The 17356-nt window shown below is 62.6% G+C and carries 14 protein-coding genes; 7 read left to right on the top strand and 7 right to left on the bottom strand.

Translation table 11 applies throughout. The annotated features are described in order from the left end of the window. Nucleotides 1–165: 165 nt before the first annotated feature. The 3 genes from ggt (at nt 166) to OXH56_00905 (ending at nt 4972) form a co-directional block, all read left to right on the top strand. A complete protein-coding gene (gene ggt / locus OXH56_00895) occupies nt 166–1938 on the top strand; it encodes a gamma-glutamyltransferase (protein ID MCY3553853.1) in 1773 nt (590 codons plus the stop codon). 75 nt (nt 1939–2013) lie between these two features. Further along, nucleotides 2014–3033 (top strand): pyridoxal-phosphate dependent enzyme, encoded by a 1020-nt coding sequence (locus OXH56_00900; protein MCY3553854.1) that lies wholly within the window; start codon nt 2014–2016, stop codon nt 3031–3033. Nucleotides 3034–3082: 49 nt separating this feature from the next. Beyond that, entirely contained in the window at nt 3083–4972 is a 1890-nt protein-coding gene (locus OXH56_00905; protein ID MCY3553855.1) for an acetamidase/formamidase family protein, read from the top strand. 2 nt (nt 4973–4974) lie between these two features. Here OXH56_00905 and OXH56_00910 read toward each other — a convergent pair whose 3' ends face one another. From OXH56_00910 to OXH56_00920, 3 genes are read right to left on the bottom strand one after another with little or no spacing between them, the layout of a single operon-like run. After that, nucleotides 4975–5364 (bottom strand): hypothetical protein, encoded by a 390-nt coding sequence (locus tag OXH56_00910; GenBank protein MCY3553856.1) that lies wholly within the window; start codon nt 5362–5364, stop codon nt 4975–4977. Between the two features lie 43 nt (nt 5365–5407). After that, the gene (locus OXH56_00915; protein MCY3553857.1) at nt 5408–7399 is read right to left on the bottom strand and encodes a hypothetical protein; all 1992 of its coding nucleotides are present in this window, start codon (nt 7397–7399) and stop codon (nt 5408–5410) included. A 59-nt stretch (nt 7400–7458) separates the two neighbouring features. Then, nucleotides 7459–8829, bottom strand: coding sequence for a sulfatase (locus tag OXH56_00920; GenBank protein MCY3553858.1), 1371 nt, complete (start codon nt 8827–8829; stop codon nt 7459–7461). A 181-nt stretch (nt 8830–9010) separates the two neighbouring features. Here OXH56_00920 and OXH56_00925 point away from each other — a divergent pair, with 181 nt between their 5' ends. Beyond that, nucleotides 9011–9856, top strand: coding sequence for a phytanoyl-CoA dioxygenase family protein (locus tag OXH56_00925; GenBank protein ID MCY3553859.1), 846 nt, complete (start codon nt 9011–9013; stop codon nt 9854–9856). A 9-nt stretch (nt 9857–9865) separates the two neighbouring features. On the opposite strand, the gene OXH56_00930 is transcribed toward OXH56_00925, so the two are convergent. The 4 genes from OXH56_00930 to OXH56_00945 all read right to left on the bottom strand — a co-directional run bounded on the left by OXH56_00930 (nt 9866) and on the right by OXH56_00945 (nt 15004). Continuing rightward, a complete protein-coding gene (locus OXH56_00930; protein ID MCY3553860.1) occupies nt 9866–11287 on the bottom strand; it encodes a sulfatase-like hydrolase/transferase in 1422 nt (473 codons plus the stop codon). Nucleotides 11288–11343: 56 nt separating this feature from the next. Continuing rightward, complete coding sequence (locus OXH56_00935) at nt 11344–13299, bottom strand: hypothetical protein (protein MCY3553861.1); 1956 nt, start codon at nt 13297–13299, stop codon at nt 11344–11346. A 33-nt stretch (nt 13300–13332) separates the two neighbouring features. Further along, the gene (locus tag OXH56_00940; protein MCY3553862.1) at nt 13333–14160 is read right to left on the bottom strand and encodes a hypothetical protein; all 828 of its coding nucleotides are present in this window, start codon (nt 14158–14160) and stop codon (nt 13333–13335) included. A 94-nt stretch (nt 14161–14254) separates the two neighbouring features. Further along, complete coding sequence (locus OXH56_00945) at nt 14255–15004, bottom strand: phytanoyl-CoA dioxygenase family protein (protein MCY3553863.1); 750 nt, start codon at nt 15002–15004, stop codon at nt 14255–14257. Nucleotides 15005–15231: 227 nt separating this feature from the next. Here OXH56_00945 and OXH56_00950 point away from each other — a divergent pair, with 227 nt between their 5' ends. From OXH56_00950 to OXH56_00960, 3 genes are all read left to right on the top strand, one after another. Beyond that, entirely contained in the window at nt 15232–15594 is a 363-nt protein-coding gene (locus tag OXH56_00950) for a hypothetical protein (GenBank protein ID MCY3553864.1), read from the top strand. 12 nt (nt 15595–15606) lie between these two features. Further along, nucleotides 15607–16410 carry a phytanoyl-CoA dioxygenase family protein gene (locus OXH56_00955; GenBank protein ID MCY3553865.1) on the top strand — a complete coding sequence of 268 codons (804 nt, stop codon included), beginning with the start codon at nt 15607–15609 and terminating at the stop codon, nt 16408–16410. Nucleotides 16411–16517: 107 nt separating this feature from the next. Beyond that, entirely contained in the window at nt 16518–17333 is an 816-nt protein-coding gene (locus tag OXH56_00960; protein ID MCY3553866.1) for a cupin domain-containing protein, read from the top strand. The last annotated feature ends 23 nt before the right edge of the window (nt 17334–17356 follow it).

The following is a 17356-nucleotide window of genomic DNA, read 5'->3' on the forward strand; positions in this document are numbered from 1 at the left end:
CTGAAGGCAAACGGGGTGTCCGCCGTATCTTAAAATAGTGTGTTTTGTGACCTTTCGCAGGTTGCCGGATATACATTGGCCTTGACGCGGACGGGATGCTCACCTTTATTACTTCAGTCTGTACCTACTAGCGGTATCGCCCCCATAAGCATGAGGTTTCGATAAATGAACCATCGATTCAAAACCCTGGTCGTTCTGTGCGGCTTCATTCTGCTGTCCACCACCGTTCAAACTTCCCATGCGGCCTCGCGCAAGCCTGTGGTCGGCGAGAAGGGCATGGCGGTGGCCGTCGAACCCCTGGCCACGCAGATCGCCGCGGACATCCTCAAGAAGGGCGGTAACGCGGTGGACGCGGCCGTGGGACTGGGGCTGGCCCTGGCGGTGACCCATCCTTCCGCCGGCAACATCGGCGGCGGGGGCTTCATGGTCATCCGTCTGGCGGACGGAACGGCCGTTGCCGTCGACTATCGGGAGAAGGCACCCGGGAAGGCCCATGCCGGGATGTACCTGGATCCGGACGGCAACCGGGCCGTGAACCCTAACATCGTCCTCACCCGTGGCGACGGCACCCCCTACCATCCCTTTACCAACCGGATCCACCACCTGGCCATCGGCGTGCCGGGCACCGTCGCGGGATTCGCCCTGGCCCTCGAGAAGTACGGCACCATGTCTATGGCTGAGGTCGTCCAACCCGCCATCGATCTCGCCGAGAACGGTTTTATCCTGACCGAACGCATCGCCCGGGGATTGAACGGCCGCAAGGTAATCTTCGACCAGATCCCCGCGAGCAAGGCAGCCATGCTCCGCAGCGACGGCGAGGCCTGGAAGGAAGGCGACCGCTGGATCCAGAAAGACCTGGCGGAGACCCTGAAGCTTATCGCACAACACGGTCACGATGGCTTTTACAAGGGCAGGACCGCCGAGCTGATCGAGAAGGACATGATGGCCGGCGGCGGCATGATCGACCGGACCGACCTGGCCAACTACCAGGCGATCGTCAGGGAACCCATACGCAACACCTACCGCGGGGAATACGAGATCATCTCCATGCCCCCGCCGAGTTCGGGCGGCATCACCATGTCGCTGATGCTCAATATACTCGAAGGGTACGACGTGAGCCGGATGGGGCACAACGCCTCCAACACCCTTCATGTCATGACCGAAGCCATGCGCCGGGCCTACGCCGACCGCGCCCGGCACCTGGGAGACGCGGACTTCGTCGAGATTCCGGGACATCTCACGACGAAGGAGTACGCCGCGAAGCTTCGGGCCACGATCGATCCCTACTTCGCCACGCCCAGCGAGGAAGTGGGACCGGAACTGACCATGGCAGAGGAGCCCATGGAAACAACCCATTATTCCGTTGTTGACCAGTGGGGCAATGCCGTATCGAACACCTACACGCTTGAAGGCGGGTACGGCTCCCACATCGTCATCGCGGGAACAGGCATGATCACGAACAACGAGATGGGCGATTTCAATTACCAACCGGGGGTCACCAGAAATACCGGACAGATCGGCACGCCGCCGAATCTCATCGAACCGAACAAGCGGATGCTGAGTTCGATGTCGCCGACCATCGTTACGCGCAACGGCGAACTGTACCTGGTAGTGGGCAGCCCCGGGGGACGCACGATCATCAATACGACCATGCAGCTGATCCTGAATGTCGTCGATCACGGCATGAATATACAGGAAGCAGTCGACGCGCCGCGCATCCACCACCAGTGGTTCCCGGACTTCCTACGCGTGGAAGGCGGAGTGGGGACCGACGTCGTCGACGCCCTGAAGACGAAGGGGCACAGTCTCAGCAGTCGCGGATGGGGAGGCGGTTCATACCGCCAGGGAGATGGCCACAGCATCATGGTGGACCCCGATACCGGCGATCGCCTGGGCGCCCCGGACCCAAGGATCGAAGGCGCTGCATTCGGACATTAGGCGAACGCGCCGGATGATTCCCGCTGGGATGATTCCCGTGGGAAACCCGGCCTCTCGCCTGCTGGAGCAGCCATATTGAAGTTGTACGACCGTGACGCCGCGCAGGAACTGCGTCACCTTCTGGGCAGGTTCACCCGAGCGCCGGTGGCCCACCTGCCCACTCCGCTACAGGACTGTCCTCGCCTCGGGGAGGCCCTCGGGGGCCCCCGCATATTCATCAAACGCGATGACATGACCGGACTGGCCATGGGCGGAAACAAGGCCCGCCAGTTCACCTACTCGCTGGGTCCCGCCCTCGAGACCGGGTGCGACTACCTGGTCCACGGCTCCGATTCCCAGTCCAACCAGTCCGCGCAGACCGCCGCAGCCGCCGCCCGGCTGGGCATGAAGTCCATCGTGGTCATCCCGCGGGACCACCGATCCTATCCCGTTTCCGGCAACCTGCTGCTCAACCACCTCATGGCGGACCAGATCAAGTACGTCTTTCCGCTGACCGTGAAGGACGAGTTGAGGAAGCAGATCGAGGAACTGGAGTCGAAGGGATCGAAGGCATACGACACGAGCAGCGACGGTGCGATCCTGCGTGCCGTGGCCTACGTCGATGCCGTTCTCGAACTGTGCGAACAACTCGCGCAGCGGAGCATTACGCCAAGGGCCATCTATACGAGTTCCATGACCCATACCATCGTCGGTCTGGTGGTCGGACTGCGCGCCGTCTCCGCCAGCTTCAAGGCCGTCGGGCTCAACTACTGGGTGGGAGACGACCGGGAGATGCAGGAACGTCTCGCGCCCGTGGCCAACGAATGCGCCTCGGTCATCGGACTGAAACACACTTTCACACCGGACGATTTCGATGTCTCCTGCACGTTCGCCAAACCGGATTTCGGCGAACCGTCGCGAACCAGCCTCGAGACCATGCGCCTGGTGGCGCAGACCGAGGGCATCGTACTCGACCCGGTATACACGGCCAAGGCCATGGACGGCCTGGCCATACACATCCGCGAGGGGCGGTTCCAGACGGACGAATCCGTCGTATTCCTTCACACGGGAGGAACGCCCGCCGTATTCGCTTATGGAGACGAGCTCTTCGGTTGAGCCGCTCCGGTTGGATCCACCAACCCATTCACGAGAGGTTATATCTATTTTGTTTCGCAGATCATCCAGGACGTCACGAACGTCCAAGACAGGCAGCAAGGAGCAGGCCGTCCTGACCAGACGGGTTACCAGAGACCGGATACACCAGGTATTCGGGCCGAACGTCTCGCCGGCCATTACGGTGAGCCGCGGCGAAACCGTCGTAGTGGAAACGCAGGACTGCTACCGGGGCCTCCTTACGAAAGAACCCCGAACCGATGGAGAGGACGGCCGGTCCGGGGGTATACCCGTAACCGGTCCGATCTACGTGGAAGAAGCCAGCATCGGCGATGTACTGTCGATCCAGGTCAAGCAGATCGAGACGGCCGGTACCGGCGTGTTCGCCGTGCGGCCGGAGACGGGCGTTCCCGGTCAGGATATCAAGAAACCGGAGGTGCGCGTCCTCGAAGTCAACGAGAACCAGGTCCACCTGGACGACCGGCTCAAGCTGCCGCTTCACCCGGTGATCGGGAGCATGGGCGTGGCGGCCAAGCACGGGGAAATCGATACCGTCTACCCGGGCCGGCACGGCGGAAACATGGACACCCTGGAAATCACGACCGGGTCCCGAGTCTACCTCCCCGTGCAGGTCAACGGCGCCCTGTTGTCGCTGGGCGATGTGAAGGCCTGCGTGGGAGACGGACAGATCGCCGGTTCCGGCGTGGAAGTTGAAGCGGAGGTCACCCTGCGGGTGGACACGCTGCCGGGCGGCCGGTTCTCCTGGCCCCGGGTCGAATCGAAGGGCGAATGGATCACCATCACGTCCGCGTCCACGGTAGACCAGGCGGCGCGGTTGGCGATCACGGAAATGGTAAAGTGGATCTCGCAGGACAAGGGGCTCGACTTCGATACGGCCTACGCGCTGGTCAGCCTGGGTGGCAGCCTGCGTGTCAGCCAGTGGGGGAATCCGCTCACTACCGCGCGCATGGTCTTTCCCAAGCGCCTGATCAACAAGCTCAAATCGGTGCCCGCCGCATCCGGCCGACTGAATTACCGGGTGCTGCCGCCCGCGGCCAATGGCGACGCCGCGTCTGATACCGTGGCGGCCGAAGCGGAACAACCCGCGGCCCGTTCATCCCGCAAATCCGGTTCAGGACGTTCGCAGCGAGGATCGGGCAGGTCCCGGCAATCCGGCGGCCGTCGGGGAACGCGTCAGAAGTCAAACGGGACGCCGGCTCCCGCGAGCGGCGAAAACGATCAGCAGGTCGCAGCCAAAGACGACCGGAAGGATGCCGCCCAGGAGGACCAGCAGGTCACAGCCGGGGACGACCAGCAGGTCACAGCCAAAGACGACCGGAAGGACGTAGCCGGGGACGATCAGCAGACCGCGGCCGAGGTAGCCAGGAAGGACACGGTCAAAGTGGACCGGAAGGACGGTACCAAAGAGAGCCGACGAGCTACGGCCGAGGGCGAGGGGAAGGTCGACGCGCAGGTAGACCAGCAAGTCGAGGCTACAGAAGGTCCAAAGGACGCGGACGGGGACGACAGGCAAGCGGCGGCCCAGGACGGCCCTGAGGACGCGGCCAGGGACGATCAGCAGGTCGCGGCTACAGAAAAACGGCCGGGTTCGGCCAGAAGAAAGCGTGGCGGAAAGGCAAGCCCGGGTGCCGCGCGAGGCAATGGTCACCGGCGGACCCGGGGCAGATCCGCCAAAAAAGACGAAACGGACTCACAAAAGGATCCATCACCGGCGCAATCGGACGCCGGATCCGTCCCGGTGGAACCCGCTACGGCGGCCCGCGACGGAAAGGATGCCGTAACGGAATCGGCGGAAAACCCCGCGAAAGCCACGGATTCCCGCAAGGAGACGCAGCAGGCCGCAGACGAGACCGCTCAGGATACCGCTCCCCCCAAGCCCACGTTCGGAAGGAGGCAGCGTCGAGCGGTCCGCCGCTCGTAAGATCAGGGGCGTTTCGATTCGACGTCGATCCGGATTTCTGTCTCGAAAGCGGTGCTGAAATCGAAAACCTCGTCGAAGTCTTCGATGGAGTCTTCCTCGGTCTTGCGCAGTAGTCCCTCGTTGACGAGATTGAATACGATATCGCCGAAGTGCCGGGTTTTCGAGATGTTCCACTCGTCGAAGACCAGCTTCGCCGCGATGCCGAACCGCTCGAGGGCCAGATCCCGGATTCCGAGGGAGAGTTCCTTGCCCGTGATGTGCCTGCGGACGGTCAGTTTTTCCACGGTGAAGGAAACCGCCTCCATGACGAAGAGGTAAGCCCGCCGGGGATATCGGACGTCCTTTTCCAGGATGCAGTCGAGTACTTCCTGGGGATCTTTCTCTTCCGACACGTCACACCTCCGTCAATCGTACCTCGTCACCTGTACCGTTCGGTTACCAGTTCTGTACGGGATGTCCGGCCCGTGGGAACCAGGTGACGTCCGCCACGTAGGACAGAAACACGCCCAGCACGAAGGCCACGAGCATGCCCATCACCGCGGGTATGGCCTGCCGGTAGAGCTGGATGCCGCCGATCTTCAGCAGCAGGGCCTTCACGCACCAGACCAGGAACAGGGTGAAGGCCGAACTGGCCATGCCCGGCGTCAGGACCACGGTGAACCCGATGGGATGCAGCGACCACCACGTGAACCGGTGGTGAGCCTGGATCAAAAGGGCGGTGATCAAACCGCCGAACATCATGAACCAGAACTCGGTGCCTGTGATCGCCTCCCTGTTATTGATCCATTTAACCAGATTATCGTAAGGTAGCTTGGTCCCGTTGTTGAACGCAGGCTCGAAGAACTGCGAAGCCCCTCCGTGGTTGTATCCCAAATACAGCGTGAAGATCAGCGCCACCACGATACTCATCGCGAGGACGGCGGTGATCGTCTTGAAAGAACCCTTTCCGGTGCCGCCCAGTTCATCGTCCACCTTCGCGATGTGCCCCATGGAGCACATGCCGAGGGTTCGCCAGTTCCGGGCGTAGGAATTCGCGATGGCCAGGTTGGTCAGGTCCCGCGTGCTGATGCTCCCGGACCCGATGACGGCCACGGTGAAATCGTGGGTCTCGAATGGCAGGTCCAGGAAAACGATGCCCGTCTCCGCCACGATACGGGTAACGCCCACGAACATGATCAGGAGAGAGCCCATCATGAAGGCGATGATGCCGAGGGACATGCCCGACGCGTACAGCCAGCAGACGATGTACGAAATGCCCCCCAGCACGCCCAGCACGGCCATTCGGTAAGAGAAGAACTCCCTGGAGTCGTCCACGTGGGGCGCCTTGCCCAGTGCCTTCATCACGACGTCCTTCAGGTGCCGTCTTGCGGACCACAGCGCGAAAAGGGTAAACACGAGAAAACCACCGGAATGCTGCGATTTGACGACGGCAAAGGCCCCGGGCACGCCGAGGCGCGTCATGATGCCCTGCTGAATCGTCATGATGACGAAAAACACCCAGATGCTGAACAGGACGTTCAGGTTGGTAAAGTATCCGACACCCGCGACCAGGAAATTGAATTTCACGGGAATGGCGGGAAACGACCGCGCCAGCACAAGGTTGAAAAAATGCAGTGGACCGAGGGGGATCGGACTGACCCAGTTGAAGAAACCGACGATGTTCCAGAGGAAAATGAACAGCGTAATGCCGAAGGCGTACCAGAACAGCTTGGATTGCATCACGGCGGGCAGCGCCCGGCCCTTTTGCTCCTCGATCATGATCAGCGGGATCTGGGCGAGGGGAAAGGTCAGCCGCTCGTGTTCCACCCACTGCTTGCGGAGCATGACCATGGCCGATGCGCCGACCACGAAGATGGCGAGGAAGAAGGTGATCCACCAGACCATCGGAACCGTCCAGGCAGCGCGGATCATACCGAGTACCGGAGGGCGGCTGTCCGGGATGCCCTCGAAAAACCATGTGAGGGCTTGCTGTTCGTCCTGGACGATGAGCCAGGAGGGCAGGTACTGGAAGAACAGTTCCGCCCACTGGTTCTCCGTGGTGGCGTTGTAGTATGGTCCCGTGATGCCGCCGATCCAATAGGAACTGAAGGGCCACGCCGGAATGGTCGAAGCAGTGAAAACCAGGAAGAAGACGATGATCAGTTCGTTCCGGTTAAGCACCCTGGACGGCCAGAAGCGTTTCAGCAGGGGATTGAGCCCCAGCACCACCAGCAGGAAGGGGAACAGCGCGGAAACGGGCAGGTGAGTCAGACTGATAAAGGACGACTGGGAGATATAGCCCGCGTGGATCGTCCAGATGTTCAGAAGAATGGACAGAAAGACGCCGATCAGCAGCGCCCTTCGAGTGAGCCCGGTGGTCAATGTGGTTGCCAGGCCCCCGCTTCCGGACTCGCCGGTACGTGGGGTGGTCTCGCTGGTCTGGGACATGTAAGCTTCAGTTTCCGTTGTTGTTCAGGCACGGCCGCCGGGGCCGGAGCCGGCGCGGTTCAATCCCAGGTGTTTAGTCCTTCTCTGCCGAATGCCGGAAGAAGGACGAAGTGATCATCGGTTTCCTTCATCCGCTGCCGAAGCAGGTCGTGGTGCCGCGTGACCTCCGCCCGGTACGCCGGATCCTCCACGAGATTCCGCTGTTCCCATGGGTCCGCTGCAAGGTCGAAGAACTGCCAGGGCGTGCCGCCGTGGTTGTCGCCGCGTACGGTGTACTTATACCGGGCGGTACGGAACCCGCGCCATACCCAGTCGTGGAAGGCCACGCCTTTCCGCTGCTCCGCCACAAATTCCAGCATTACGCCTTCCCGGTCCAGCCTGCTGACGCCGCCGTGTATCAGCGGAGCCAGGTTATCGCCGGGCAGGGCGTCTCGCGGCTTCAGGCCGGCCAGGCCCAGTATAGTGGGTAACAGGTCCTCGGTGGAGACCGGGTCCCCGATCACGGCGCCGGCCCGGTCCGGGTGGCGGGGGTCCGCCACGATGAGGGGAATCCCCGCGGACTCTTCGTAGGGCCACTGCTTTCCCCGAAGACCATGGGCGCCGCCGAGCTCTCCATGGTCCGCCATAAACAGCACAACGGTCTCGCCGTGCAGTCCGGTGCGCAAAAGGAATGCGCCCAGGCGGCCCATGTTCCAGTCCAGGTTCTCGACCATGGCGTAGTACAGCTTCCGGTTGAGCATGACCCGTTCCATGGCCTCGGCGTCGGCCGCTTCCACGTTAGGCGGCAGCACGATGTCCATCGCCTCCCAGCTGCGCTGCAGGGCTTCCGGCGCCTCGAAGGGGTCGTGGGGCGGTTCGACGGAGATCACCATGCAGAAGGGACGGGACGGGTCCCGGTGCTCGAGGTAGTCCATGGCGAGGTCGAAGAGTCCGTCGGTCTGATATCCTTCGACCGGCCTGGGGACCGGGTCGTCATCCTCGAAATAGTAGGTGTCGAAGGGTCCGTTCCTGAGTTCGAAGCCCATCCATTTCCGCCACCGGCCCCGGTACGCCTTCTTTACGGCCGTCCTCCCGCACTGGACTGCGGACCCCATGCGTCCGTGTCCGCCGTCGAGATGCCATTTCCCCGTGTAGATCGTCTCGTAGCCCGCTTCGTTGAACTCATCGGCCAGGGTCCGTTCAGCCGGAGACATCCTGTACTCGATCGCGGGAACCTTCCGGTCGTGGGCGTACAGTCCCGTCATGAGGGTAAAGCGGAAGGGGACGCAGATGGGGCAGGTCGAACTGGCGTGCTCGAAACGCACGCCCCGTCCGGCCAGCGCGTCGACGTGGGGTGTGACGATGTTCGGGTCCCCGTAGGTGGACAGGGCCTGCCGCCGCAGTTGGTCACTCAGGACGATCAGCACATTGGGTGGTGATGGTGCCTTCATTCAAATCGCCTCGTCCGGTCTTCTGAAGACGAAAAAACAACGAAAAACCCGGTCGGCGGCGCCGGCTGAACCGGGTCAATTAGGTTGTGTTACGACGACGGGTCTGCTATATTGCCGCACAAGAGAATAACGAATAAACGGTCGTAAATCAACCCGATTCCCCTGGAGGCGACGCCACCCTATGACCAGACCGGACGACCTGGACATCTACCTGTTCGACCTGCAGGGCTTCCTCCGCCTGGAGCAGGCCCTGACAAAGGCCGAGGTGGCGGAACTGAACGCCTGCCTGGACGCGATCCCGTCCCTGTCTCCCGGTGAATGGCACGGTTACGTCCACGCCCACACCTACGGCACCGTGGACGGCCTGAACCTGCAGCAGATCTACGAAGCGGGCGCCCCTTTCGAGGCGCTGATCGACCATCCATCCTGGATCGACAGGATCAAGCACTTCGTGGGCGGGGAGGGTACCTTCGACTATGCCCACGGCCCCCTGTTCATCGATGAGAACTTCGCCAATTTCCGGGAACCGGGCGAGGCGATCGGACTGCACTCCGGCGGATATCCGCCCATCATGCGCAACGGATTCCGCTACCACGGCGGCCGGTTCATGTGCGGCCAGATCAACGTGCTGATGGCGCTGACCGATATCGGACCCGGCGACGGCGCCACCATGGTCATCCCCGGCAGCCACAAGTCCAACTTCACCCATCCCGATTTCGCCCGGCACGCCATGAAGCCGAAGGGCGCCTCGGTGGAAGGCATCGCCGCGTCGGTCGAACTTTTCATGGAAGCCGGCGACGCGCTGCTCTTCGTGGACGGTATCTCCCATGGTTCGGCCATGCGGCGGAACGCGGGCACCCGCCGTATCGTGGTCTACCGGTACGGACCGTCATGGGGTAACTTCCGCCACGGCTACCAGCCGTCTCCCGATCTGCTGGATCGCCTTACTCCGGAACAGCGGCAAATCGTCTCACCGCAAAAGGCCTCGCCCGAAGGCGCGCCCTACGACGGGCCCGGCCTGGACTAGGCGGCAGCGTCACGGCGGGAAGTGAAATCGCCGGCGCAGCCGCCTCCGCAGCGCCGCGACCATTTCCAGCTGTTCGTCCGCCACGTTATCTAACTCGTCCGGATCGCTTACCAGATCATACAGTTCGACCTCGCCCGTGTGATGCGCCACCAGCTTGTGTTCCGCGGTCCGGATCAGCCTGAACTCCCGCAGTGCACTGGCCGCTTCCTCCCGATGCGTCGTCCGTTCCCCCGCGAGCACGGGGCCCAGGTCTCGCGCATCGAGGCCTTCCTGGGCGGGCAGGCCCGCCAGTGAACACAGCGTGGGATTGACATCGATCAGTTCCACGAGGGCGTCGGACGTACGTCCGCCCGGTATGCCCGGCCCGGCGGCGATCAGGGGCACCCGCAGGGCCGCCTCGTAGGGCACAGACTTGGTGTACAGCCCGTGATCGCCCAGCATCTCGCCGTGGTCGCTGGCGAAGACGACCACGGTGTTCTCCCCCATGCCCCTCCGTTCAATCGCTTCAATGATCCGGCCCACCTGGTCGTCGATCAGTTCGATGGCCGCGCAGTACTGACGGCGGGTTACGGCAATCTCCTCGGCGGAAAGATCGCGGCGCCGGGCCTTGACCCAGTCCGGCTTTCCCTCGCGGTCTCCGTCTTCGCGACTGCCACCCTCGCAGCCATCATCCCCGTGCCCGCCACCCTCGTGCCCACTGTGCACGGCCGGCGGCACCGCCGCATCCCGGTAACGGTCGGCGTATTCGGCGGGCGGATCGAAGGGGTCATGGGGCCCCACAAAGCTGACGAAGAGGTGCCACGGGTAGTCGTCCGGCACGGCGTCGATCCATTCGGCGGCGCGGCGGCCGATGTAGACGTCCTCGAAGGCTTCGGCGGGCAGTACCGAATCGTGGGAAGCGCCTTCGATCCATCCCCGTGCCTGGCGGGCCGCGTAATCCGTACGGAATGCTTCGAACAGTCCCTGCTCCTGCAGCCAGAAGCCGTAGGGTCCCCGCGGTTCGTCCGCCATGCCCGCGTGCATCTTGCCCTCGCATTCCACGGGATGGGTGAAGCCCCAGCCGAAGACCCGGGGCCGGTCGCCGCGGCGGCCGTTGTAGGGGTCCGGCTTGGCCAGGTCGAGCTTGCCCACGCCACCGACCCGGTACCCCGCGTCCCGCAGGCGGGCGTAATAGGGCGTGATATGCCGGGGCAGGTAGCAGTTGTTGTCGAGGCACCCCAGCCGCGCGGGCTGGAGTCCGCTGGCCAGGCCGATGCGCGCAGGGGCGCAGACCGGGGCGTTGGTGATGCATTGCGTGAAACGGATCCCGCGTCTCGCCAGGCGGTCCAGGTTCGGCGTATTCAGGAACGACGCGCCCGCGGCCGACAGGTAGTCGTGGCGGTGCTGGTCGTCCATGATGAAGAGCAGATTGGGGCGTTTGGATTCGGCCATGTCTGGGTCCTTGTCGAGTTAGGGGCGCCAATCAACACGGTTCCCCCGAGAGCAGCTTAGTTTATGAACGACTCGAACTGGTGCGGCGCCGCCGGAAACCACATGCTGTCCACGAGGAACGAGAGCGCCATGCCGAGGACATACCCCACCAGGATGCCGAGGAACAGCGGCTGGGCCCTGCGGTAAAGCGCCCCTCCGCCCAAACGCAGCAGGATCACCTGGATGAGCCATGCCAGGAAGAAAGGCAGGAACATGAACCGCACGGTGTCCGCGGCCACGGCGACCAGCCCGATGGGATGGAGCGGCCACCAGAGGAACAGGAATCGACCGAGGATCATCAGCATGTACAGGACGATGCCGTTCCCGAAGAAGATCAATTCCAGGTCCGAGACGCTGCTTACGCTGCTGTTCCACGTCATGATCGTGTTGTAGAAGAAGGGCACGAGGTCGCCGGGCTTGGAAAGGAGATTGTCGGCGCCGACGGCGTATCCCGCGCTGATGTAATAGTAGAGAGAAGTCACCACGCTGACGGCGAAAGCCAGACAGATCCAGAGGAATAGATGCCGGGTGGCCGGCGTTACCCAGCGCTGCAGGAAGGCGGCGTGGGACAGCCCGATCATCGTGAAGGTCCGCCAGTTCCGGGCGAAAGCGTTCGTCATGCCGAGGGCGGTGATCGTGGACGGGTCCAGGTTGTCGGCGCCGATGATGCCCGCGGTGAAGTTGTTGGCGTTCACCGGCAGGTCCATGGCGACCAGTCCCGCCTCTGCGACGATCCGGGCCATGCCGAGGTAGATGGTGAAGAGGACCGCCAGGAGGATCAGGCTGACCGGCAGGGACATGCCGATGCTGTACAGCCAGGCCAGCAGGTAGAACACGCCGAAAATCAAACCAAAAACCGCCACCCGGTACGAGAAGAACTCGCCGCTGTCATCCACCGACGGATCCTTGCCGAAGGCCCGCCGGGCCACAGAGGCCAGGTGCCGGCGCGCCATCCACAGTCCCCACACCACCAGGGCGATCAGGGCGCCGATGGACTGGGTGCCCACGAGACCGGTCGGCGACATGGTCGTCGCCGCCGTAATTCCAAGCATGTTCAACAGCCCTCGCTGCAGCGTGGTGAACAGCAGGAAGAAACACAGGCTGAACAGGATTTCGGCATTGATGAAGAAGGCGAAGCAGAATACGAAGACATTCAGCCGGATGGGAAGGTCCGGGATCGACGGATGGACCTGTAATTGCAGCAGGTCCGGTCCCATGATGGGGACGGGCGTAACAATGTCCCAGTAGGAGGCGATGTTCCAGCACACGACGGCCAGCGACAGACCGGCGCCGATCCGGAAGGCGGTCGTGCGGACCATGGGCGGTTCGTCCCGGTCCTTCCCTACGCCCATCAGGTTGAGTGCCACCTCCCCCAGGGGAAAGCGCAGCCGTTCGTGGCTCACCCACTGCTTCCTCAGGATGACCACGATGCATGCGCCCGTCCACATCAGGGCGCCGAAACACGACATCCACCACAGCAGCGGCGAAATCCAGGCCATCCAGGGGATCCGGTAGCCCGGCACGGCGCCCTCGTAGAAAACACGTACCGCGTCGGTCTTTCCGCTGATTACCAGCCACGTGGGCAGCGTGTCGAAAAACGTCTCCGCCCAACGGTTTTCGGGACTCGCATGGTAGAAGGGTCCGGTGATGATGGAGACCAGGTACCGGGTCATGCCCCAGTCGGGCACCATGGATCCGATCATGCCCATGGCGAAGACCACGATCAGTTCGGACTTAGTCAGGGCGTACCCGGGCGCCAGCCTCTTGAGCAGGACGTGGGGACCCAGAATGAGGACCAGGAAGGGGATCAACAGCGCCGCGGGGAGATGGGCGTAAGTGGAGTAGTTGTATCCGGCGTGATCGGCGGAGAACTGGCCCCAGAAGGCGACCACGGCGGAGAGCGCGAGCCCGATGATCCCGGCCCGCAGGGTTATGGCCGAAGCGCCCCGGGACCTGGGAGGTTCAGGGGACATGGCGTTCATCCGATCCGATTGCGGCACTTGAAGTTACCCGATCCAGGGATCGAGGCGGAACAGTTTGCGGCCCAGCGGGGTCAGCGCGTCCAGGGCGTCCGGACTCAGGGGCCGGTCGGGACCAGGCGCCTGGCGGGCTTCTTCTTCGGACAGGGCCTGCAGGCGGGTGAACTGGGCGATCCTGGGCGAGGCATTATGATTGGCGCTGGCGGAGTGCGGCATCAGGTGGTGCATGAGCACATAGTCGCCGGCATCGCCCGTAACCTCCCTGGACGACTCGAAATCGACGATCTTGCCCCAGCCGTCGTTGCGCGCAAGCCCATCCGGCTCGCTTAACATGATCTCCCGCACCCGGTTCGGCGCGCCAGGCACCACGTGGATGCCGCCGCCATTGTCTTCCACGCGGTTCAGGTAATAGCATCCACCGATGCCGATGCCCGTGCGCAGGAAACCCTCGTTCAGTTCCTCCGGACCCTTCGGCACGGCGTCGAGATGGAGGTTCTGGAGCCGCCCTTCCATGGCACGGTTCCGGAGGGTGATCCCTGCCGAGCCGTCCCACACCTGGATAAACTCGGTCTCCAGGATATCCACCGCAGCACCGTACAGCCCCTCGTTCTGCAGCAGGGGCAGCATGGCTGGCTCAAAAAAACTGCCGTTACCGTCCGGATTGTGGGGTTTGAACCGGGCGTGGTTCGCGTGATAATGGTCCGGGATGACCAGGTCCCGCGGGATCAGGTCCAGTAGGAAGTCACGGGCCGTCCTGACGACGTTGTCATCCAGCGTGCCCTTCAGGACGAGGTAGCCATCGGACCAGAATTGTTCCAGTCGCTCTGCGGTCAGGTAACGGGGGGATGGGGTCATGGAGTTACTGGATTTCGACTGCAACGTAAATCGGATCGCTATTGAATGGACCGTTACGCAAACCTACGCAAACCGGTTCCAGGGATCCGCCAGCTCAGATCGCCCAATACTTCCACAGGTCCTCCGGAATCTCGTATCTGAAGTCCTGCTCCAGGTGTTTCTCGTGGTTCCAGCGGGCAAAAAGGGCGAAGCGCGGCGAGTGGCTCGTGTTCTCCGATCCGTTGTGGGTCAGGTACGAATGCCAGAGCACCACGTCGCCGGCGTTCGCGGTGAATTCCCGGCCGCCGGTGGTCGGGTTATCGCAGAAAACATCCCAGGAAAAACCTTCGATCTCCAGGAAACTCCCGTCGACATGCGAGGGATACTCCAGGAAATACCGGTGGGCGGCATGGTGGCTTCCCGGCCAGTAGATCAGGGCGCCGCCGCCGGGTTCCACGTCGTACAGATAGGTCGTCGCGCCGATCATGAAGGGCAGCCAGCGTCCCCCGTAGGCGTCGATATGGCCCGTTTGGGGGATTTCGAATGTCCGCTCCGGCTCAGGCCAGCGAATGATGGGGATGCCGTCGCCCGCGACGAAGTGTCCCCCGCTGAGCTGGTCGATGATCGACATCATGTTCGGATGGTGCACGAGGGCCGAATTGGGTGGATCGTATTCGTATCCGTCGAGACCACTCGTCTCCCGTGGCCAGGTCGCGGGATCCTCCAGGCTGCCATCGAGCGCCCGCCAGATCTGCCGCCGCCATGCTTCCAGGGTCGCCTCGTCGAACACGTTCTTCAGCACCAGGTAGCCGTTCAGCTTGAAGTGGGCGATCTGCTGGGCGTTCAAGGGTTGTGCGTTGGACATAGGCGTGAACTTAAGCGGCGCGCCGGATGCTGTCAAGACCCGCGATTTGAACGGCGAAAGTGACTCGAACGGGATGGATTGTTCCTGCTTGACACGATGCACATAATCCGTGTAACATTGCAGAAAGATTTTCGTTCCCACAGTGCTGATCATTCGCAATACATATACATTGTATCTGCAGTGTTACACAGTCCGCGACGTAGTAGCGGCAGACGGGACATCACCAAATGCAATCTGATATCAGAAAGTGGATCGCCGAAAGCAGAGTTAAACTGGACGGGAAGGGGCTGGATGACAGGGACCTGGATCGGCTGGAGGCGCTCCTTGACGGCAAGTCCCGCCCGAAGATCATGTACCTGACGGCCCGGTCGATTAATATGCGATCCGGGATCGCCGGTTGGGCGGTTTTCGTACCGGGCGAGGGACCGGAGCTCAAGTTGCCGAGTGACGAGCCGCCTTACGAATCCGTACTGGATGCGGTTGCCGACGGGTGGCGCGTGGTGCAGTACCCCATAAATAAGCTTTACGAATACAAGGACCTCGAAAACGACTACGTGGGTTTCGATTTCATACTCGAGAAGTGGAACTGAGGAGGCGTTGCCATGGCGGAGATCAGACCGACGATGACCGATGACGACGTGATGGATTTCGTGGCCAATGGATACGTCGTGCTCGACGAGATGGTGGGTGCCGATTTCAACGAGCGGTGCAGGAACCTGAAGCAAGGCCCCGCGAAGGAAACGGTCGGCTCGCACGATTTCATCCGCGAAGTACTGCTCCATCCCCGGTTGGCCGGCGTGATCCGATCGTTGCTCGGTCCGAACTTCCTGATGCCGACGGGGGGCCATCACCATCTCATCGACCAGCCGGTCTCGGGCCAGGATTGGCATTCGGATGGCATTTCCGGCCTCGGATACGAGATCAACGAACTGCAGTGCTACTATTATCCTCAGGACGTGAACATCGAAGACGGTCCGACCATGATCCTGCCCGGTTCCCACTGCCGGGCGGTCAACCGCGACGCCCTGGCCCACTACGGCGATCTTGCCGGTCAGCTTTCACTCGTTGTGAAGGCCGGCACCGTGGCCATTACCCGGTACGGCATCTGGCACCGGGCCGGCCCCAAGCTCAATCACAAGCCCCGCAGCATGATCAAGTTCTCCTACTTCCGCAATTCGGATCCGCGACGGCGTGACTGGCTGATCGATTCGGAAGAAATCCCTGCGTATCGGGATCGCCCGGCCGCGCCCTACACGAGCGGGGTGGAATCCTACCGGGACCTGAGGCGCCGCATCCACACCTGGAACTGGCTGTGCGGGCTGAGCGAGGAAGAGTCCATGGCCCACGACCGGTGGCGGCCCGCCTACGAGACCGGCACGCAGCCCGTCGAGGAAGTGGCCCTTTGAGGTTGATACCCCTTGAGGTAGATGCCCCTTGAGGTAGATGCCCCTTGAAGTTCCTGCAGGCTCACACCCCCGGATGAGGATATCGCCGGGAGCCCGGAGCGGCCAGCATGCGGATTACCCATACCAGGCGTGAAGAGATGCACCTGGGCGTTAGCCACGGCGGCGCCGCGGCAAGCTACTTCAACCCAGGCTTCAGCGAACGTGACTTCGAGTCGCCGTGGACGTTCATCCACTCGGTGATCTTCCCGCCCGGCAGCGGCATAGGACAACACAGCCACACCCACGCGGAAGAAATCTTCGTTACCATCGACAACGCCGCGCAATTCACCCACAACGGCCGCACGGCCGAAGTCGTCGGCGGCGCCGCGGTGCCCCTGCGCTCGGGCGAGTCCCACGGCATCTACAACCACACGGACCGGGACACCTGGTTCTTCAATTTTCACTGCGTGGATACGGTCCGCGAACCGAAGCACGAGGATTTCGACGACCCGCGCATCGGGGTCGAGCTGGAGTCCACGGACCGCCTGCCCGTGGGGCGTTTCGACCGCGCCCTGCTGAAACCTCGACGGCACCACGGCGGCAAGGGCGAAGTGTTTTTTCGGGAGGTATGGGGCAGCCGGGATTTCCAGACGAATTTCGAGTATCTCTGCCATATACTGCTGCCGCCAGGCACTTCCGTAGGTTACCACCGGCACGTGATCGTCGACGAGGCCTATATGATCATGAACGGCAGCGGCCGGATGACGGTCGACGACGAGACGGAAGAGGTCGTCCGCGGGGACGCTATCCCGAATAACATGGGAGGGGCGCACGGTATCTACAACCATACGGATGAGGACCTGGAACTTTTTGTCGTCGGCGTGAGCCTGGAAAAGGGCAAGGTGGACGCGACCGACCTGGGCGACGACCTGGCAGGACGATGACGGCCAGGCACCCCGTGGAAGCC

It is taken from the genome of Gemmatimonadota bacterium (assembly GCA_026702745.1).
In the GTDB taxonomy this organism is placed as follows: Bacteria; JAAXHH01; JAAXHH01; order JAAXHH01; family JAAXHH01; genus JAAXHH01.